The organism is Pollutimonas rozaliensis (genome assembly GCF_048751585.1).
Lineage (GTDB): Bacteria > Pseudomonadota > Gammaproteobacteria > Burkholderiales > Burkholderiaceae_B.
In genome coordinates this window covers 97,105-116,193 of the sequence record NZ_JAZHOB010000010.1, presented here as the reverse complement: position 1 = coordinate 116,193, position 19,089 = coordinate 97,105, and the positions used below count along the sequence as shown (strand labels likewise).

Sequence of the window (19,089 nt, the reverse complement as noted above, 5' to 3'; positions counted from 1 at the left end):
CGAGGAGTTAAGGTAGAAATCCGGATATCTGGCCGATATGTATCGTTCAAGCTTAACGAACCGCCCAGAAATGCCGTAAGATTCGCCCTAACACGCATGAATCCAGTGCAACTCTTTGATCACTCATGGTGTTGCTATACTGGCTCCGTTTTCTGATATGCGGCGGGGATTCGCTGCGGTCACTTACCAGCATTAAGCTCAACGAGGAGAAACATGAATAAACCCTCCAAAATCGCACTAGCACTCGCCATTGCCGCCGCAACGGCGTCTGGCGCTGTATCTGCGCAAACTGTCGATAATTGGCGCAATCCGTTTGGCGACGTTTGGAAAAACGGCACCAACGAACTGTGCTGGCGTGACAACTTCTGGACCCCCGCTACCGGCATCCCCGGCTGCGACGGCGTTCCAGTTGCCCAGGCTCAAGCTCCCGTGGTCGCTCCTACAGCAACCAAAGTTGTCCTGAATGCTGACACCTTCTTCGACTTCGACAAAGCCACCATTAAACCGGAAGGCCGCCAAGTCCTGGATCAAGTTGCAGCGCAAGCCAACACCATCAACCTGGAAACCCTGATTGCAACTGGCCATACCGACTCCATCGGTACCGAACAGTACAACCAGGGCCTGTCGCAGCGCCGCGCCAATTCGGTCAAGACCTACCTGGTCAACAAGGGCATTCCCGCCGATCGCATCTACGTCGAAGGCAAGGGCGAATCCAGCCCCGTCGCTTCGAACAAGACTCGCGAAGGCCGTGCTCAAAACCGCCGCGTAGAGATCGAAATCGTTGGCGTCCGCAAGTAATACAGCACTGTAATACCTGCAGCGTTAAACGCTACAATAAGGGCTCCGCATTGCGGGGCCCTTATCATTTCCGGACAGCTCATGAATACGACAGCCTCTTCTTCATCCAGCAGCAAGCACAACGTCGATCAAGCTGAGCTGGACAAATTCAGTGCCCTGGCCTCGCGCTGGTGGGACCCCGAAAGCGAATTCAAGCCTTTGCATGCCATCAACCCCCTGCGCCTGGGCTGGATCCAGGATCAGGCAGGCCCGCTTTCGGGCAAGACGGTGCTGGATGTCGGCTGCGGCGGCGGCATACTGGCCGAAAGCATGGCTCAGGCCGGAGCCCAGGTTACCGGCATCGACCTTGCCGAAAAATCCCTGAAAGTCGCCAAACTGCATGGACTGGAATCGGGCGTGCCGGTGGACTATCAAACGATCAGCGCTGAACAACTGGCCGACCGGCAGCCTGCTCATTACGATGTAGTCACCTGCATGGAAATGCTGGAACATGTGCCAGACCCCGCATCCATCGTCCGGGCATGCGCCACCCTGGTCAAGCCAGGCGGTTGGGTATTTTTTTCCACCCTCAACCGAAACCCGAAATCATTCCTCTTTGCCATTGTCGGCGCCGAATACCTCTTGCGCATGCTGCCCAAAGGCACACACAGCTACGAAAACTTCATCAAACCCAGCGAACTCGCGGCAGCGGCGCGCCAGGCTGATCTTTCGATTGTGCAAATGGCCGGCATGGAATACAACCCCATTACCGACCTGTATAAACTCAGCGGCAACACGTCGGTCAACTACCTGATGGCAAGCCGCCGCGAGAATTGATCCCCATGCGCAAACTGGTTTTATTCGACTTCGACGGCACGCTTGCCGATACCGCTCCCGATCTGGCCGCCGCCGCCAACAAGCAAAGGACCCGCAAGGGCCTGCCTCCCCTGCCCTACGAAGCCCTGCGGCCTTATGCATCGCATGGCGCGCGCGGCTTGCTGAAAGCCGGCCTCGATATGGACCCCGGCCATCCCGAATACGAGTCCTGTCGCCAGCAGTTCCTGGAAGACTATGAACAGGACATGACGACCCACACCACCTTGTTTCCGGGCATCAAGCAATTATTGTCCACACTCAAGGACCATGACTATGCCTGGGGCATCGTCACCAACAAAATGGAATATCTGGCCGTCCCGCTGGTCGTGCATCTGGGCCTGTACACCGACTGCGCCGTCACAGTGGGCGGCGACACCACCAGCCACGCCAAACCGCATCCGGCACCGCTGCTGCATGCGGCCAAGCAAACGGGGTTCGACCCTGCGCAATGCATCTACGTCGGGGACGACCAGCGCGACATCATCGCCGGCAAGGCCGCCGGCATGGCCACCTTGGTGGCCGCCTATGGATATTGCGGCCTGGAAACCGCCGTGCACGCGTGGCAGGCCGACGCCATAGCTCAATCGCCTGAAGACATCTGGCCCGCCGTCCAGGCCTGGGCCGGCCGCTGACCGCTACCATTACTTGGCTCCTCCATTCCGCCGGTGCGCGTATTCGTAAAAAATACGCGTCAATGCGGCAATCCTTAGCCATCAGGCACGGCTATTGCTGACATGTGTCGGGGCGCATGTCATCGACGGGGGTGGCTATATGACTTGGCAAGCATTATTCGGCGAACAGGCAACGACCAAGATCGCCGCCATATTCGAAACCGAAAAAGAGGCGGCATCCGCAGCCGCCACGCTGCACTCTTCGGCGGGCCTGCATACCGCGCAATTGCGGCTGGTCAAACCTTATGAAAAAGAGTATTCAAGAAAGCTGGAACCCGAATCGCGCGGGATCGCCCGGACAGCCGTGCGCGCGCACCTGATCCTGGGAGCGGCCGGCGCTGTCGCGGGCGCGGCGATCTGGGCTTTGCTGTACATCATCGAATTACCCGCCATTGTTTCTTCGCCCCGGGCCAGCGCGGGCGCCATCCTGTTTCTCGCGATCATAGGCGGCATGTTGCTGGGAGGACTGGTAACGGCTAGACCCGATCACCAGATCGTGATCCAGCGGGTTGGGGAAGCCACCCAGGCAGGCCGATGGTCGCTGGTGGTGCACCCGCGCAGTCCGCGCCAGTGCGATGCGGTCATGGCCGCCCTTAAGGGACTTGGCTCTGAAATAGTGCGCAGCGTCTGACGCCGGCCAACCGCAACCAGAAGCGGCTGGGTGGCCATGGGCGCGTCGGAATGCATGGCCGCCGACTAACCGTGTTTAGCCATGAATGCCAGAAAGGGCTCCAGTTCCATGGGGCGTGCCAGCGCATAACCCTGTCCGTACTGCACACCCAGCGCCGCCAGCAGTTGCGCCTGCTCCATATTTTCTATTCCCTCCGCAACAGCTCGGGCGTCGACCGCGCGTGCAATATTGACGATCTCGGAAATAAGATTCGAGCGCACCGTGGCATCCTCAAGTTCGAAAACAAAGGATCTGTCGATTTTCAGCACATCGGGCGATAGCTTGGTGACCGACTTGAGGTTGGAATAACCTGTGCCAAAATCGTCAATGGCGATCCGGAAGCCTTGCGCCTTAAGCGCCCCGACTTCCGCGATCAGATTGCTGGACAGACTATGTTCCGTGATTTCGATACAGACTTCAAGATCGCTTCTTCCGGCAGCCTGAAGCGCCTGTTGCAACACAGGAATCAGTGTGGCTTGGTCGATACTGTCGGGAAAATAATTCAACGCAAGCCTGAAGGTATCGCGCTGAGCGGGAAGCCGGCCAGCCAGCTCGCGTATCGCCTTTTGGGTCACTATATGATCGAACCGGCGCGCCAGGCCCGAATCCAGGATGGCGGGTATCACCTGATCGGGCATCCACACCTTGCCCTTTTCCTTCATGCGCATCAACACTTCGCAGCCGACAGGCTTCATCGTGGTCAGATCGAAGATGGGTTGATACACCAGCAGGATATGCGCGTCGTCGCACAAAAAATGAATGCGGTTCCGCACATCACGCAGTCCCATCACATAAGGCGCCAGCGTGCCGACGGTCAGTACGGCAATCAGCAGCGAGCCGGCCAGCATGGCGGGCGGCAGCGCACCGCTGTCCCGCGCGATTGCAGCCAGGCTGCGCCGCGATTGCAATACCACGTCGGTTCCGGTCTGCTGAGAGACCAGTTCATACCCCAGGTCGTGCAACGTGAATGCGGTTTTCTCGAACCTCCCGGCTCGTTCACGCCACCGGGGGAGCTCTTGGGGCGCCACAGTCGACCGAAGCGGTACCAGGCCGTCGATCGTGCGCAGCCAGACCGCATCGGCGCTTCGGTATATATCCTCGGTCAAATAAGGACTAAGGACAACGTTGAAGTTATCGCGCTGGAGAATGGTGGCTTTAACCTTCTCGTTCACCATCTGCAAAGGCACGTCTTTAAGCAGCTTGCGCCCCGAGCGCAAAGTGACGACAGGATAATTTCCCTTGACGGGCCGGGACAGCCGCCCCAGCGCCGTGGAGCAAACAAGCCGGTTGTCGGCATCCAGCACGCCGATCTCGCGTATGAAGCGGGATTGCAGCAAATGCCCATTCAGATGCATGAGATCGTTGTCGTCGCAGCCTACGTAGTCATGTTCGATAAGATGGTCAAGAATGGTGGCGCTTTCGACAACGGCCGCCCGGGCCAGTTGCAGCGCATTGTCATGCCGATCGGCAATACGGTTTTCGTCCACCCATACCGCGGTTGCCGCCGTAGCCAGGATAAGCAACAGGGCAGTCAGTATCCCGACCCCATATGTGAAGGCCTTGGGCTTCTCTGCGATTTTCAGAAGCAGCCAATAATGCGCTTTGCTCAAATCGGTGTCCCTGATCCTCGGCGGGCGCGATGCCGGCCGGATGCGTAGGACACATAATACGCCAGCCCGATGACTGGGATATTAAAAGAATCCCTGATGCCTTCAAGGGGTATTGCCTGCTGCGCACGCGCGTTGCGAGGCCCAGGCAGCCGCATTGCTCCGGATCTTGGCGCGTAGGGCGGGTAATCAGTTGCTGGAGCTGCGGCGCAGCCTGGCGGATTGAGCCTGATTCAGGCGCTTCGCTTCTTCTTCCGCATAGTCTCGTTCCCCCGGCTCATACCGCCCCTCGTGCATGCAACTGCTACGGTTCCATCTGCATGCGCCGTCGCCCGAGGATGCGGAGCCGGCACCTGGGCCAGAGCCGAACCCGAGGTCGTGTATGGAGCACCCGGAGGCAAGCGCGGCAAGAAACATCACTGCAGCGCATCGGCTCAACGTTCGAATGGACATTATCCCTGACCCTACAAATTGCTATAGGCATTTTTATAGCACGCTCTATATGGCTGCCGCCGGTAGCAATGTGCAAGTGGAAATTTCAGTTTACTCATCGAAAGACAAGCCGCTACGGCCGATGCTTGGGTACAAGAGATTAAAGACTGTAATAAATAGAACATGTCATATTGATGACCTGCAATTTGCCTAAAATTTTTTCTGATTCAATTCAGCTCGACGCGATAACGGCCCCATTGGTGCCGCTTCGGCTTCTTGACATGACACCGCCATGAAAACCCAGCTAAAAGAACAGCTAGAAATCGAGAAGCCGGAATCGGACATACCAAGCGATTGGGCGGTTGTATTGGGAGCGGCGGCATTCTCTACGCTGTTTGGCGGTTCGATGATGTATGCGCTACTGGAAGAGAATTCGCATCCGGCATGGTTCTGGATAATGCTGGCTTTTTCGATGCTGATATTCATTATCCTGACTGTCGCCTTTCTGCCCAGCCGCGAATTGAAACTGGCCGGCAGGCTCAGCCGCAGCAGCCAGGTATCCCATACAACCGGCCGTGTTATGAAAATGCGCCGTCGTGGCACACATGAAAGCAATACCATACGTGAAACGAAACTGGGCCTGGAGCTTGCGTTGAACGATCTCGATGGTACTGACCGCAGGGTGTCGGTGAACGTGTTGGTTGAGGATGTGTTGATGCCCCACTTTGCCACGGGCAGGACAGTGCACGTGTTGTACGACCCTGCCGATCCTTCCCGTGTTGCCATTGACCGCAGGTTGACGCCGGTCCGGGTCGAATAGTAGTACCGAACAGATTTGGAGACACGCATCAATGCCGCAAGATATCGTGTCCCTGCCATCACTAACAGAAAAGCAGCTCTCTTCGGAGCATGAGGAATCCATGGAACTTCCTGACGACATCTACGAGCAAATCGAAAACCTGTCAGAAGCTGGCAACGAATGCAGCGATGAGGACGATTTTGAAGGCGCCATTGAAAATTGGCGCCAGGCACTGGCCTTGTTGCCCGAACCCCAACAGGATTGGGAAGCGGCAACCTGGTTGTATGCTTCCCTGGGCGATGCCTATTATCAATCCGCCGACTACGGCATGGCCAAGGACGCCTTGTTCACCGCGCTCAACTGCCCCGATGGGCAGATGAACCCTTTTATCCACTATATGCTGGGCAAGACCCTGGTCCGTCTGGATGACGAAACCGCCATCGACGAGTTGCTGCGCGCCTACATGCTGGATGGCACCGATATTTTCGACGGCGACGAGGACGAAGGCCAAGATTGCCTGCAACTGCTCGAAGACAGGGGCTTGCTGGATAAGTAGCGGATATTAATGGGGAAAAACCCAAAAAAAAGGCCCGGAGGTCATCCGGGCCCTTGTAGCTGGTGGAGTCGGCGGGAATTGAACCCGCGTGCTAATTTCCTTGGTGGCAGGAAAATGTCCCGCCGAATCAATTATTTGAGGCTCCTACCGCCCTTCCGCCAATTTGCCCGGTGTGAAATCGGTGTGAATTCATTGCCCGCCACCGTGCGGGATTTTTTGTGCTAAAAATACTGTATATAACATCAGTGTTTAGCATCATGAAGCAACCCCTCACCCTTGACCAGCTCCGCACTATCGAAGAGCGCAATCTAAAGTATCACGACGCCATGACGCTGCTGCGAGAGGTCAAGCGGCTGCGCGCCATCGTCGTTACGGCCGCCCGGGTTATGCCGCGCTGGGGTATGGCGGACGACGAGACGGTGGAGATGGTAGAGGGCCTATCAAACATCCTGGACGCCGAACCTTGCGTAACCGAGGCGGAGTTTGATCGGCTACAGGCTGGGCGGGATGAAATTTCCCAGGGGCGCAATGCCAGACCGAGAAGGTGATATGGACCGAGCGACCCGATAGGGTAAATACCGAGTGCTTTTCGCTTGACCGAATAGCGCATAATGCGCTATTCTTCTTTACATGGACAGCGCGCATCGCGCAGTCCGACAACCCGAAAGGATGACGAAATGGACCAACACATGACCAACGCCCAACTGGCAAAGACGCAAGCCGAGATCGCCAAGATCATGGCCGAAACCGTCAAGATTCAAGCCGAGGCGCGCTGGTATCCCCTGGTAGTAGGAGCCGCACTGGCTACCGCCCTGATCACAATGACTAAGCTGTTCCTCTAACCAGATCGCCCCGCCTAGCGCGGGGCTTTGTACATCATGAACTACACACCCCCTACCCCCGACGATCTACAGCAATTAAAAAATGATCTTGGACGCACTGGCAAGCAAATGGCCGAGTTGGCATGCGTGGGCGAGCAGCATTGGCGCAAGTACACCGGCGGGGCCGATCCTAAGGCCATGCCCTATCCGAATTTGTTCCATCTTGCGGCGCAGCTCACACTGACGCCGGCGGAGCTGGAGCGCATCTATGCGCGCATGCGAGAGATTGGCGCGGAAACCCCACAAGAGGACTCCAGCAGGTCGTGACGGCACAATATGGGTATCGTTAACACGCCAATGGCGATAATGGAAACACCATGGTTCGTTTCCCAATACACGTCCCACGAGACATTTACCGAGGACGCGATGCTGCAAAGCTGCGCAAGCTCAAACGGCAGCATCAAATCGCCCAAGATCTGGAGGAGGCGATTAACAAAGTGGTGGCAAAGCAAGAGAATCGATATGGCGTCTACGACTGGGCTGAATTCGCGAGGATGACGGGGTATTCGATATCTGAAATTGCGGCGGTTGGATACCGAATTGACGGCGGGTCCAACGGATTCACGGTGTGTCGGCCAGAGCTACCCGATATTGTGCCTGAACGATAGCGCCGGCTACTTGGGTTGCATAGACCGCGCACCCTGCCCGAGCTATTCTGGCCACAACCCGAAGCCGACCGCGCGGGCTTGGAGCAGATCATTAGCGACATGATTGAGGAGACGAATTCGAAGCATTGATGTGATGCCGGAAGAGGCGATTTTTCGGCGCTAGCCTGTGCCCGTTTCGTCCACACGTTGCGCCGCACAAATGTGCATAGTTAGAGGAGGTCCACCCCAACCAGGAGCTTGCGGGGCAGCATCTTGGAAATATTTGACGCAACCCCATAAAGCGTCTAAAACAGCGTTGTATCTCTCAACATCCCGCGGATCCGCTAGGGCGTCACCTCGCTGCCGGACTACACCGTAATCGATGCTAACGTGGCGCTCATAATCGCCAACGGTTTCACTCACCTCGGCTCCTGCTTGACGAATGCAGGCTGCGTGAACAGTCCACAACCCGGCGTAGACTCTTGGCTTAGGCTGCGCGTTCAAATCCTGAACATGCCTAATGCCAATCTCCTTGCAATCATCAGCAGATACGTAACTTCCTCTAATAGCTGATATTGAGCGGCTGCCCGCTCGTAGATGAAACGCCCCCTTAAAAGGCTTGTTGTGACTGAAATGATACGGAGAGACAGCTGCTCTCACGATCATCTCACAATCTTCAACAGGGACGAACGCTAGAGTATCAGGCTGACCGCTCATACGCCATATGTCAAGCGGGTCAGCTCGGGCGGAGCTGATGGAAACTCTGTAGCCGAAGAAACTGCCTCAAGGAAATCTACGAGGGCGCTCGGGCCGTCTAACTGAGTCACATCGCCTACTAGGGCCCTCGGACGCGCATAGCGAGGCTTAACATAAATATTGTAGCGACTACTACCAATTTCGATATAGGCGCGCCCGAGCCAAGTCTCCCACTCTAACATCACAGTGCCCGCAGGGTGCGGAACGATATCAGTGGGAAGCTGGTTGATCTCCATTAGAATCTTCGCGGACCGTGACAATATATCGTCAGCAATGTCGGCCGCCCCTTCCCCGTCCCAGTTGTCCGGCAAATCTCCGAGCTCCTGCAGGAAACGCAAGGCCCTACGACGCTCCGCTTCTTGTAACGATGGATAGAAGTGGCTATCCGAGTATAAGTTCGCGCAAACAGACGAAAAATATCTGTAAATTTCCGCAGCTCTATAAGAATCAATCACATCCATCGAACGAGCGGCATCAGTCCATGAGGACACTTGAATGTCGCTTGTCGCATTAGGTATGACGTAATCCATTATTTCTCCGGCTTCATTATGTCGGTAAGTTTGCCCGTCATTCCGATAAACAAATTGTGAATCACTAACCGCGCCTTGGACAGAGCTTCCATCGCGGATTCAGGGTCGGCAATCATAGGCCCCTGGGCCGAAACAGTCGTATCCATAATGACGGCGCGCTCTCCGTTCACCTGCCCTTGCCCGACTCGCATTGATAGGCTCCCAGCATCAACAGGCAGTTGTAGTTGGAGAGTGGGCAATATTTCACTTGTATTTGCGCAGGACCTAGTAAGAATCTCGGGCAAGCCAAATTGGAAGCCCAACACGTCGTTGATAAAATCGAGAGCACTGGCTCCCCGTGTCATTTCCGATGTGAACGAATTAATATATCGAACCGATACCAATGAGAATTCTGATACTTCGCGGCCGAGATTTATATTGGCCTGCTGAAACAGATCAAGTCCCGATCTAACACAAGGGCCGAACTCATGCCAGCTTCGATAGGGAGGAGTTGCGTTTATGGAGAAAACGCCGTTCCCTAGCTGATACAACATTGTTTTGGCAGGGTTGGCATTCCTATAGCGATATACGACTTGGTGCGGCGCCACTGGAAAGCCCGCCGGTATGACCCGCTCAAATTGGCTGAAACCTTCGCCAGATGCCAAAGAGCCAAACTGGAGGTACAACTCCTCATCCAATGGTCTGGGCGCCATTCCATGGGCATTAGCCGGAACTGCCGATAAGCCGGGGACCTGAATGGTCGGCGACCCCCAACGCAGCTCCGCAATAATTTCTACCAACGGAGAGTTGCTAAATGTGCGTGACACAATAAATAAGCCTAGTCAATGTGCTACTCGATCACGAAGTAATGTTAACAAATCATACAGCAAGCCGCAAAGATTTGAATCCGCCCCTCGGCCTAGTGGTGCTGTAAGCGCATGAACCAGATCGCATATTGTAACCAAATGTCGAGCCTGTCATGCTAACACCCCTCGTTCCCAAGCAGTCGGGGTAGTGTCCTCCGTGCACCGTGATATCTACGCCGATTCGGCGGCACTCGATGAGAGTCAACCACACAGTCGCCGCACCGTCTCATTATTCTCCAGCGCCTGGCGCTTGATCGGAGCCGGCGTCATGGCCTTCTCGATTTGATCGTTGAACCAGATCGGCTTGGCGTGAGAGCAGTACTCCACCCCTACCCTATTTACGCCGCACCCACTCATCAAGGCGACGGTCGACAGCATCATCATCCAGCGAAGCAATTTCATTTTCGACATCACGCTGCTCCTTACGGGCCTGAGCCGCTTGTTCGTTGATCTTGGCGGCTGCTTCGGTGCGTGCCGCGGACTTACCAGACTGGCGCACCGCAAGCAGCCCGGCCAGCACGACGCCGACGGCGGCAATGTAGGGCCAGATGCGGCCCCAGAGCGCTTTCAGAAGAATCATGTGACGGCCGCCCCAATCTTGATGGCGTCGGCCCCAGTGGCCCCCAGGAACAGCGCCCGGTCAGCCGCGCGCCGGCGGCGCAGGCCCAGCAGCACTTCGCCATTGGACTTGTCCCAGCGTGGGAAGCTTCGGGTCAATGCCCAGCACATCTTTGGCGACCTGCCCTGCCAGCGCAGCGCAATCGGCAGTGCCGGAGACGTAGGGCTGGCCGATGTACTTCTGACTCCAATGACTCATTTCGAGCGCCCATAAAAAAGGCCCTGCGATTAAGCAGAGCCAGAAATAAGAAACCCGCCAAAGCTGGTGAGCGATGGCGGGCAGTGGTATGTTACGAGTTCCTACACCTGTAACTTACCGGAGAAAATCATGTCTGATTTCGATTCATCGGCAGATTTAAAGCTGCTTGCTCTTACAATCAAGGCGTTAATTGATACGCACCCAAATAAAGCGGCCTTCAAAAAACAGTATCTTGCATACCTCGATAAACCGGAGACAGCAGGCGAGCATTTCGAGGGATTGGGTAAAACAAATTTCGATCGCTCTCCGATGGCATCCTTCATAAAAAGCGCCTCTACGGAAGCCTAAACGGAAGCTGGTTTTTCTGGCGCATGATCACGATAGCCTCTTTAATCCCATGAAAGACCGGGCCGCCAACGATTGCATCCGTTTGAACGACATCCTTGATTTCGCTCTGTCGCGGCCCTTCCATCTTCCTGTCATGATGGTCCAGCGCAGGCCGAATCAGCCAATGAAGCATTGCGCCATAAAATTTCCAAATCATTTGCATCTCCCTTTAACACCACACCGGGAAGGCGACTCGTTGAATCGCCGAAGCGGCCCCGTAGTTAAGTTGGCCCATACCGAAGGGCGCCCATCGGGTAGGTGTGCTGCTACGCGACCGCTCCGCAATGCCCGGAACACGCATCCGGTGGCGTAAGAAATGGGGTGCGGGTTACGTCTCCCGCGCGGGCTTACACCGCCGTCTTGCTTGCGAAGCTGCACCGTAGTGGCCGGAGTTGTTCAGCCTACGCCCGGGTGCGCAATAGCTGCTCCGGCATACCGGAATCCGCTTCGAAATCCCCTGATGCTAATCAAGCTCCGTATTCAGGGGCGGCCCGGAGTGGCGATACTGCTCACGGCCCGAAGGCCCGAATCACCAGAGCGGTGCGCGCTGGCGTGATGGTGGCCGGAGGCTATCCCGGCTGACTGGCATTCTCAAAACGCCCCAATGACGTCCAGTCCTCAGTTTGGAATATCGCATCGCCAATGCGCTCGGCACGACAGCACTGTGCTGCACCATCAAGTGAACGCCCTGACTATGCAGGGAAGCAGGACGCTCGCTTGATGGCCCTGCCAGCACTCATATCCTCAGCCCGTTCTTTTCTGCCAAGAATAAACCGAGCGAATGTGTAACAATGGCAAGCTTTATCTAAACTTGAGAGAGATTTCCATGGGCAACAAAATCGTTACTGAAGCCGACCGCAAGCGCACCCCTCGTCCCGCCGCCCCAAAAGGCGTGACCTTTACCCGTCAAGGCGGCGGCCAACGTATGAGCCAGGAGCGTGGCGCGCATACCCACCACAAGAAAAATCCCGGCAAGCGCCACGGCTAGGGTTAATCTCTGGGGTCAGTTCGCCACCAGCGTGAGCAAGTCGCGCAGGTGGCGGCTCACGGCTGTTTCTCCATTGCGGCGTTGATTGCCGCGACAAAAGGCGGTACCGCATCAGGCTCGCAATCCCCAAAGTGCGGAGGCAGATTTATGATTTCAAATTTGCACCCATAGGACGCAACCTGATACATACAAACCCTATGCAATAAATATTGCAGTCTTTTTTCATCCTCCCGCAGCCTCTGCACCTCGGGCGATTGCAGGACGGCTTGCTCGATGGCGCGGGCGAAATCGACTGGATCACCGTTGTACTGCTCCCGCGCCATCCGTCGCTTTTCGACGTCCGTCAGCACTGTGTCAGTGGTCATACGTCCTCACATAAAGATCGCAGCACTGCAAAAGTGGCGATTGGGTGGTTGGGTTGGGGGGGTTAGGCTTTCACTTCGACCTTAATTGCCGAAGCTGCCGCTGCGATGGCATCCTTGGCGGCTTGCTCGATGTTTTTGGCAATGACCTTGTTCACGTCGGTGATTGCAGCCTTGGCATGCTCTTCAAGGGTTCGCCGTATGTACTACATCTGCATGAGTACAGTCAAGCGGGGCCCGCTAACCTTCCAGTTGTACGAGTCGCCTTCTTCTTTCGACTTGCCGTTGTAGTCCACGTCTTCGCTCATGTACGCCTCTGCGCGATGGGCGATGTATTCTTTAAAGGTCATTGGTGGCGTGACAGGCTCTCCTACGCATCCATCAACGCTCTTAGGCTATACCAAGATTATAGAAGGGATTCTCATACCGAAATGGGGCGATGTGGCCCTGAATGATCTGTCGCGATCCATGCTCAGAGAGTGGATCGGCCAAATGGGCTTGACGGCTAAGACTATACGAAATGTCCTCTCCCCCTTGCGGTCCGTGCTGGATGATGCAGTCAATGACGAGTTGCTTAAATACAACCCCCTGGATCGCGTAGCGCTTTCCAAGATCATTCGACAAACAGCCAAAAAGTCCGAATACGACGTAGACCCGTTCGACATCGACGAAATCGGCGCGCTCTTGAGGCACGCCAGGCCGGACGAGCGTCTATTCATTGAGTTTTGGTTTCAAACCGGACTCCGGCCGGGGGAGATTATTGCCCTGCCCTGGCCGAATATTGACTGGGTGCATGGGCGGATTCGTATCGACACCAATATAGTGACCGGTATTGTCGATGGCAAACAGACTCAAATCGAAAAAGGACCGAAAACGGCGGCCGGCATCCGTGATATTGAAATGTCGTCCGTCGCGCGCGCGGCTCTCACCACCCAGAAGGCGGCCTCGTTTATGGCCGGCCATCGCGTCTGGCTTAACCCCCGAACCGGAGGGCCGTGGGCAATGGATTCTCAAGTCCGCAAAACGCTCTGGGAGCCATTATGCCGACGTGCCGGCGTCAGATACCGCAATCCGTACCAAATACGTCATACCTATGCCAGTACATGGCTCACCAATGGCGCCAATCCATTCTGGCTTGCCGTACAAATGGGCCACGAGGATGCCGAAATGGTATTCAAAATTTACGGGAAATGGATCGACGTGAACTATCAGAAGTCCAGGGCGGCAGCGTCCCCGTGTGAATCGCGTGTGAAATCGGTGTGAATCGATACCCCACAGCACACTAAAAAGGGCCGATATTTCTATCGGCCCCGTCTAGTGCTACATAGTGCAGCGTGGGTTTGTCTGGTGGAGTCGGCGGGAATTGAACCCGCGTCCGCAAGCCCTCTGCAGGCAGTTCTACATGTTTATTCGGTTCACTTTAAGTTTTAACCTTGGATCATGCCAACCGACAGGCCCTTCCTTGGCGATTCACATTAATTTAAGACCATGCTGAGTGACCCAACAAGACCCGATTCTTTGTAAATGACGCTGCTGTAGGTTTTACCCTACCTAACCCAAAGACAAATTAGTGCAGCGGCTTACCGCATTAAGCGGCTAAAGCGAAACGCTCGTCGTTGGCGTTTGTAGTGTTCCAGTGGATTTACGAGCTTACTGGTGCTCGACATGCCCTGCTCTGTTTTGCGACCCACGTCGAAGCCGGATCGACCCCAGAAAAGAAATTATAGCCTATTCCTGGTTTTTTAGACAGCATTTCATGATGGTAAAATCTTCGCCAGCCTGTTTTATCAAGTACTTCGGTACCCAACAATAAGATGCATCGCGGCCTCAAGGCGACAAGGACGTCAAGATGCGCGGCTCGAAATGGGCACGGAACGGTGGAGCGAATTTGTCTATACAAGCCGACAGGCTTGGCTTTGGAGTCCGTATGCCTAGTGCCGCAGTAAAGCAGAATCCGCTATTGCAATTCGTCAGCAATGGCAGCCTGGTCGTCCAGATATTGATAGGCCTGGCTGCCGGCATCGTGCTGGGGCTGGTGTCGCCCGCCGCCGCCGGCTGGGTGGACATCGTCGGCGATTTGTTCGTCAATGCCCTGAAATCGGTTGCGCCTATCCTGGTCTTCGTGCTTGTGGCTGCCTCCATTGCCAATCACAAGAAGGGCCAGCAGACCAAGATGGGGGCTATCCTGGTCTTGTACCTGGCCGGCACCTTCGCCGCGGCCCTGGTCGCTGTAACGGCCAGTTTCATGTTCCCGCTGACTATCCAGCTGAAAGTGGATGCCCAAGCCCTAAGCGCACCCGGCGGCATCGCCGAAGTGCTGTCCAACCTGGTCATGAGCGTCGTGGACAATCCCATCAGCGCGCTGGCCAATGCCAACTATATCGGCATTCTTGCCTGGGCGATCGCCATAGGCATTGCCATGCGGCACGCCCACGGCGCCACCAAGAACGTTATCGCCGACCTGTCCCTGGCCCTGTCCTTCATCGTCAAGGTCGTCATACGCTTTGCGCCTATCGGCATCTTCGGCCTGGTCGCCTCGACGATCGCCGAAGCCGGACTGGACGCGCTGCTGGGCTATGCCCGCCTATTGACGGTGCTGATCGGCTGCATGCTGTTCGTCGCGCTGGTGGTGAACCCGATTATCGTTTTTGCCAAGAACCGCCGGAACCCCTATCCGCTGGTCTTTACCTGCCTGCGCGAGAGCGGCATAACGGCCTTCTTCACACGCAGTTCCGCAGCCAATATTCCGGTCAACCTGGCCCTATGCAAGCGCCTGGGCCTGCCTGAAGACACGTATTCGGTGTCCATACCGCTGGGGGCCACCATCAATATGGCCGGGGCGGCCGTGACGATTACCGTGCTGACCCTGGCGGCCGTGAATACGCTGGGCATCTCGGTTGATCTGCCGACGGCGCTCCTGCTGAGCATCGTGGCGGCCATATGCGCTTGCGGCGCCTCGGGCGTGGCGGGCGGTTCGCTGCTGCTTATTCCGCTGGCCTGCAGCTTGTTCGGTATTTCGAACGACCTGGCCATGCAAGTCGTCGGGGTGGGCTTCATCATCGGTGTGCTGCAGGACTCCACTGAAACCGCCTTGAACTCGTCCACCGACGTATTGTTTACCGCTGCCGGCACGTATTCCCAGATCGCCGACGCGGCCACCGCCGAGGCCTGAGTTCAGCCGGCCACCGCCTCGCGGATGACCGTGCCGTCGTCAAGCCAGGCCAACAGGTTTTCCTGCAGGCCTTCGGCAAACTTCCGGTATACGGGTTCGCTGACGAAACCGTAGTGCGGGGTCAGCAACACATTGGGCAAGGCCAGCAGGCCATGGTCTGGGTCCAAAGGCTCGGCATCATAAACATCCAGGGCGGCAAAACCCGGCCGCCCTTCTTTCAGGGCTTCAACCAGGGCGCCGGTATCGACCAGATCGGCACGAGAGGTATTGACCAGCATGCTTGCCGGCTGCATCAAGCGCAAGCGATCGCGATTCAGCAGGTGGCGTGTTTGCGCCGAGGGCACCAGGTGCAGGCTGACGACGGCCGACGTGGAAAGCAATTCGTTCAGTTCCACTGACTTCGCGCCATGCGCCTGCGCCCGCTCCGCCGTCATGTTCGGACTCCAGGTCGCGATCTCCATGCCCAAGGCCCTGCCGACCGCGGCGACCCGCTGGCCGATCTGGCCCAGGCCCACCAGGCCCAAGCGCTGCCCCTCCAGCACGCTGGGCAAGAGCGCCGCGGCGTGCGCCCTGCGCCATTCCGGGCTTGAAGGCGACAGCGCGATGCCGGCCAAGTGCTTGCTGGCGGCCAGTATCAGGGACCAGGTCATTTCGCAGGTACTGGCCTTGGAAGGCCCCCAGTCCGTATGGCCGACGCGGATGCCCGCCTCGCGGGCGGCATCGAGATCCAGCTTCTTGTTGCGTGTGCCGGTAAACGCGATGTAGCGTAATCCCGGCAGCTGTTCAATGAGGGCGCGATCAAATGGCGTGCGGTCGCGCATCAGCACCACGCACTGGGCGGGCCGCAATGCGTCGAGCAAAGCCGGACCGGTTAACGGTTTCTTGTGAATGACCACATTGGCCCACCGCTCAATGGCGGGCCAATCGACCAGACGGCGCAAGCCGTCCTCCCAATCGTCCAGGACGACGATCAACGGCTTGCTCATGGGTCTCATTTTCTTGAAAGACTGGTCACCAGGCTGACGTCGGGCGCATCGGCCAATTTCCAGCACTCGGAAATCAATTGCGAAGTCCGGTCGCGGCCAAGCAAGCCGTCGGCCATGCCGTGGAACTTGTTTTCAAGGTCGTTATCGGTCATGGGGCGCTGCAAAGAGCCGATGGCATGCTCGACATAGACGTGCACCGTGCTTCCGTCGGTCAGCGTAGCCACCGCATCCACGCTGGCCTCATCCATGCCCCGGTCGACGATGGCGTTGACCTTGCGGCGCACGTCGACCATGTCGGCGCGATTCACGATGTCGTCGGCGTACTCGTCTTCGGATGCCCGGCCAAAAATCAGACCGGCCGCGCAACCATGATAGACGCTGAACTTGCCCTGCAAGCCATCGGTGGGCTCTTTCTTGCCTGTCAATTCGAGCACCAGCGGATGGACCTTCAGGTCGATGCGCACCAGGTTTTCCGGAGTCACGCCTTTTTCACGCAATTGCACGCATGCATCGATACTGGGATGGATAACGATGCCGCAAGCAAAAGGCTTGTAGGAGTTGAAGGAAATCTCGAAGCGCTCACCCAATTCATCGGTGATTTCGTTCCAGTCGTACTTGACCGAAACAACCTGCGCAAAGCCACGAGGCGCCTCGATGGCACGGCTGCTGGATGTGAATCCCGATTTGGCCAGCAAAGCCGACATCAGGCCGGCCTGGGCGGCCGCGCCCGGATGAAAGGGCTTGGTCATGGTGCCGAACTGCTCGCGCAAGCCGATGGGCTGCGACGCGGCGATGCCCAGGGCCATGATCGTTTGCTCGACATTCATGCCCAGCAGGCGGGCGCAGGCGGCGGCGGAGCCCAGCACGCCTGTCGTACCCGTAATATGCCATCCCCTATCGTAGTGGTCGGGATAGATCATGTTGCCGGCGCGGCACGATACATCGATGCCGATAATCAGGGCATCGATCAACTGCCGGCCGCTGGCGCCGGTATGCTCGGCCAATGCCAGCAAGGCGGAACACACGGGCCCAGCCGGATGAATGATGGTCTTCAGGTGCGTGTCGTCGAAATCGAAGGTGTGCGAAGTGATGCCATTGATCAGCGCCGCGCTGCCAATGTCGACCTTCTCGTTGCGGCCCAACACGGTGGCCTGGGCCGAGGGCTGCAGCACGCTGACGGCGTCCAGCGCCGCCTGCGCCGCTTCGTGGCGCGATGCGCCGACGGCGCAGCCGAGCCAGTTCATGAAAGTGCGATGGGCCTCATGCTCGACTTCGTCGCTCCAGCCCCGGGAAGGATGGTTGACGATGTATTCCGCCAAGATGCGGGTAATGGGCGGTGCATTGCGGTCGGCCTCGACCTGTGTGTTACGAGCCATGGAATATCACTTCACTTAAAAAAAATTAAACAATCAGGCAGTCAAACTAATGTTCTGCTCTTTGGCAAGCTTGACCCAGCGTTCGAAGTCGCGCTTGGCGTAATCGGCAAATTCCCCAGGAGACATGGGCATGGGCTCTATCGCTTCGATTTCAAGCTGCTTGGCCAGTTCCGGCTGAGTCAACACCTTGTTCAGGCTGTCGTTCAGGGTCTTGACCACGGCCGCATCCATTCCCGCGGGGCCGGACACACCATACCATTGCAGGACATCGTCGAATCCGCCCACGCCCAGTTCTTCAAGTGTAGGCACATCGGGAAAGCGCGGGTTGCGCGTCTTGCCGGTGACGGCTATTGCCCTGACCGTGCCGTTCTTCAGATGAGGCACGGCGGCGGCCAACCCCGGGAACATGGCTTGCGTTTGTCCGGCGACCAGGTCGGTGAAGGCGGGCGATACACCCTTGTAGGCGACGTGCAGCATCTTGGAATCCAGATGCTGTTTCAGCAGTTCCATCAGCAGGTGGGTCAACGATCCCGCGCCCGCCGATCCGTAATTGACGGTACCGCCCTGCTCTTTGGCATAGACCGCGAATTGCTTGAAGTCCTTGATGGGCAGCTTGGCATTGACAACGAGCACATTGGGCGTGCCGCCTATCATGCCCACAGGGGTGAAGCTCTTGATGGGATCGTAAGGCACCTTGCGCGTTGCGGGACTGGTCGCCAGGGTGGCCACATAGCCTTGCATCAGGGTGTAGCCATTGGGAGCGGAGCGTTCTGTCTTCTGGCAGGCGATGATGCCGCCCGCGCCGCCCTGGTTCTCTACGACGAAAGTCTGTCCCAGCTCCTTGCCCCAGGCGGCGGTCACCGCGCGGCCAACGAAATCGCTGCCGCCGCCAGGCGAGACCGGCACGATATAGGTGATGGCGCGCGACGGATAGGCGGACTGCGCAAACGAAGCATATGGCAGGCTCATTGCTGCCGCGCTGCTGATCAGAAATGAACGACGGTTCATGGTTTG

At 57.1% G+C, this 19,089-nt stretch carries 25 protein-coding genes and 1 other RNA gene; 14 read left to right on the top strand and 12 right to left on the bottom strand.

The genetic code is table 11. From position 1 onward, the window contains the following. The first annotated feature begins 213 nt into the window (after positions 1-213). From ompA to V0R37_RS18750, 4 genes are all read left to right on the top strand, one after another. Positions 214-798 carry an outer membrane protein OmpA gene (gene ompA, locus V0R37_RS18765; RefSeq protein WP_420375993.1) on the top strand — a complete coding sequence of 195 codons (585 nt, stop codon included), beginning with the start codon at positions 214-216 and terminating at the stop codon, positions 796-798. Positions 799-879: 81 nt separating this feature from the next. Continuing rightward, positions 880-1,614 carry a bifunctional 2-polyprenyl-6-hydroxyphenol methylase/3-demethylubiquinol 3-O-methyltransferase UbiG gene (ubiG, locus tag V0R37_RS18760; RefSeq protein ID WP_420375992.1) on the top strand — a complete coding sequence of 245 codons (735 nt, stop codon included), beginning with the start codon at positions 880-882 and terminating at the stop codon, positions 1,612-1,614. Positions 1,615-1,619: 5 nt separating this feature from the next. Continuing rightward, positions 1,620-2,285 carry a phosphoglycolate phosphatase gene (gene gph / locus V0R37_RS18755; protein WP_420375991.1) on the top strand — a complete coding sequence of 222 codons (666 nt, stop codon included), beginning with the start codon at positions 1,620-1,622 and terminating at the stop codon, positions 2,283-2,285. 139 nt (positions 2,286-2,424) lie between these two features. Then, positions 2,425-2,955 (top strand): hypothetical protein, encoded by a 531-nt coding sequence (locus V0R37_RS18750; RefSeq protein ID WP_420375990.1) that lies wholly within the window; start codon positions 2,425-2,427, stop codon positions 2,953-2,955. Between the two features lie 65 nt (positions 2,956-3,020). On the opposite strand, the gene V0R37_RS18745 is transcribed toward V0R37_RS18750, so the two are convergent. Next, positions 3,021-4,604: an EAL domain-containing protein gene (locus tag V0R37_RS18745; protein WP_420375989.1), complete on the bottom strand. Its 1,584-nt coding sequence runs from the start codon at positions 4,602-4,604 to the stop codon at positions 3,021-3,023. A 186-nt stretch (positions 4,605-4,790) separates the two neighbouring features. Beyond that, on the bottom strand, positions 4,791-5,054 hold the full coding sequence (locus V0R37_RS18740) for a hypothetical protein (RefSeq protein WP_420375988.1): 264 nt from the start codon (positions 5,052-5,054) through the stop codon (positions 4,791-4,793). Between the two features lie 271 nt (positions 5,055-5,325). On the opposite strand from V0R37_RS18740, the gene V0R37_RS18735 reads away from it, so the two are divergent. The 6 genes from V0R37_RS18735 (at position 5,326) to V0R37_RS18710 (ending at position 7,877) form a co-directional block, all read left to right on the top strand. Then, entirely contained in the window at positions 5,326-5,853 is a 528-nt protein-coding gene (locus tag V0R37_RS18735) for a hypothetical protein (RefSeq protein WP_420375987.1), read from the top strand. A 31-nt stretch (positions 5,854-5,884) separates the two neighbouring features. Beyond that, entirely contained in the window at positions 5,885-6,388 is a 504-nt protein-coding gene (locus V0R37_RS18730; RefSeq protein ID WP_420375986.1) for a hypothetical protein, read from the top strand. A 257-nt stretch (positions 6,389-6,645) separates the two neighbouring features. After that, on the top strand, positions 6,646-6,936 hold the full coding sequence (locus tag V0R37_RS18725; protein WP_420375985.1) for a hypothetical protein: 291 nt from the start codon (positions 6,646-6,648) through the stop codon (positions 6,934-6,936). A 129-nt stretch (positions 6,937-7,065) separates the two neighbouring features. Then, a complete protein-coding gene (locus tag V0R37_RS18720; RefSeq protein ID WP_420375984.1) occupies positions 7,066-7,230 on the top strand; it encodes a hypothetical protein in 165 nt (54 codons plus the stop codon). Positions 7,231-7,266: 36 nt separating this feature from the next. Beyond that, the gene (locus V0R37_RS18715; RefSeq protein ID WP_420375983.1) at positions 7,267-7,536 is read left to right on the top strand and encodes an XRE family transcriptional regulator; all 270 of its coding nucleotides are present in this window, start codon (positions 7,267-7,269) and stop codon (positions 7,534-7,536) included. A gap of 50 nt (positions 7,537-7,586) precedes the next feature. After that, positions 7,587-7,877 (top strand): hypothetical protein, encoded by a 291-nt coding sequence (locus V0R37_RS18710; RefSeq protein WP_420375982.1) that lies wholly within the window; start codon positions 7,587-7,589, stop codon positions 7,875-7,877. 692 nt (positions 7,878-8,569) lie between these two features. Here the strand turns inward: V0R37_RS18710 and V0R37_RS18705 are convergent. The 4 genes from V0R37_RS18705 to V0R37_RS18690 form a co-directional block, all read right to left on the bottom strand. Beyond that, the gene (locus tag V0R37_RS18705; protein ID WP_420375981.1) at positions 8,570-9,142 is read right to left on the bottom strand and encodes a hypothetical protein; all 573 of its coding nucleotides are present in this window, start codon (positions 9,140-9,142) and stop codon (positions 8,570-8,572) included. Beyond that, positions 9,142-9,948 carry a TIGR04255 family protein gene (locus V0R37_RS18700; protein WP_420375980.1) on the bottom strand — a complete coding sequence of 269 codons (807 nt, stop codon included), beginning with the start codon at positions 9,946-9,948 and terminating at the stop codon, positions 9,142-9,144. Before V0R37_RS18700 ends, V0R37_RS18705 begins: the two co-directional genes overlap by 1 nt. Positions 9,949-10,321: 373 nt before the next feature. Continuing rightward, entirely contained in the window at positions 10,322-10,567 is a 246-nt protein-coding gene (locus tag V0R37_RS18695; RefSeq protein WP_420375979.1) for a hypothetical protein, read from the bottom strand. Then, positions 10,564-10,704 carry a hypothetical protein gene (locus tag V0R37_RS18690; RefSeq protein ID WP_420375978.1) on the bottom strand — a complete coding sequence of 47 codons (141 nt, stop codon included), beginning with the start codon at positions 10,702-10,704 and terminating at the stop codon, positions 10,564-10,566. Before V0R37_RS18690 ends, V0R37_RS18695 begins: the two co-directional genes overlap by 4 nt. Before the next feature lie 229 nt (positions 10,705-10,933). Between V0R37_RS18690 and V0R37_RS18685 the strand changes: the two genes are divergently transcribed. Beyond that, entirely contained in the window at positions 10,934-11,152 is a 219-nt protein-coding gene (locus tag V0R37_RS18685) for a hypothetical protein (RefSeq protein WP_420375977.1), read from the top strand. Here V0R37_RS18685 and V0R37_RS18680 read toward each other — a convergent pair. Further along, entirely contained in the window at positions 11,139-11,348 is a 210-nt protein-coding gene (locus V0R37_RS18680) for a hypothetical protein (RefSeq protein WP_420375976.1), read from the bottom strand. The genes V0R37_RS18685 and V0R37_RS18680 overlap by 14 nt on opposite strands. Positions 11,349-12,017: 669 nt before the next feature. On the opposite strand from V0R37_RS18680, the gene V0R37_RS18675 reads away from it, so the two are divergent. Further along, on the top strand, positions 12,018-12,179 hold the full coding sequence (locus V0R37_RS18675) for a hypothetical protein (protein WP_420375975.1): 162 nt from the start codon (positions 12,018-12,020) through the stop codon (positions 12,177-12,179). A 56-nt stretch (positions 12,180-12,235) separates the two neighbouring features. Here the strand turns inward: V0R37_RS18675 and V0R37_RS18670 are convergent, their stop codons facing one another. Further along, a complete protein-coding gene (locus V0R37_RS18670; RefSeq protein ID WP_420375974.1) occupies positions 12,236-12,544 on the bottom strand; it encodes a hypothetical protein in 309 nt (102 codons plus the stop codon). A gap of 303 nt (positions 12,545-12,847) precedes the next feature. Between V0R37_RS18670 and V0R37_RS18665 the strand changes: the two genes are divergently transcribed. Then, positions 12,848-13,804, top strand: a complete 957-nt coding sequence (locus tag V0R37_RS18665; RefSeq protein ID WP_420375973.1) for a site-specific integrase — start codon at positions 12,848-12,850, stop codon at positions 13,802-13,804. Between the two features lie 82 nt (positions 13,805-13,886). Here V0R37_RS18665 and ssrA read toward each other — a convergent pair. Then, positions 13,887-14,252: a transfer-messenger RNA gene (gene ssrA / locus V0R37_RS18660) on the bottom strand. A 216-nt stretch (positions 14,253-14,468) separates the two neighbouring features. Here ssrA and sstT point away from each other — a divergent pair. Next, entirely contained in the window at positions 14,469-15,713 is a 1,245-nt protein-coding gene (gene sstT, locus V0R37_RS18655; protein ID WP_420375972.1) for a serine/threonine transporter SstT, read from the top strand. A gap of 2 nt (positions 15,714-15,715) precedes the next feature. On the opposite strand, the gene V0R37_RS18650 is transcribed toward sstT, so the two are convergent. The 3 genes from V0R37_RS18650 to V0R37_RS18640 are packed head-to-tail and all read right to left on the bottom strand — an operon-like array spanning position 15,716 to position 19,083. After that, positions 15,716-16,699, bottom strand: coding sequence for a D-2-hydroxyacid dehydrogenase family protein (locus tag V0R37_RS18650; protein WP_420375971.1), 984 nt, complete (start codon positions 16,697-16,699; stop codon positions 15,716-15,718). A gap of 5 nt (positions 16,700-16,704) precedes the next feature. Next, positions 16,705-18,075, bottom strand: a complete 1,371-nt coding sequence (locus tag V0R37_RS18645) for an MmgE/PrpD family protein (RefSeq protein ID WP_420375970.1) — start codon at positions 18,073-18,075, stop codon at positions 16,705-16,707. 33 nt (positions 18,076-18,108) lie between these two features. Then, positions 18,109-19,083, bottom strand: a complete 975-nt coding sequence (locus V0R37_RS18640; protein WP_420375969.1) for a Bug family tripartite tricarboxylate transporter substrate binding protein — start codon at positions 19,081-19,083, stop codon at positions 18,109-18,111. Between the last annotated feature and the right edge of the window lie 6 nt (positions 19,084-19,089).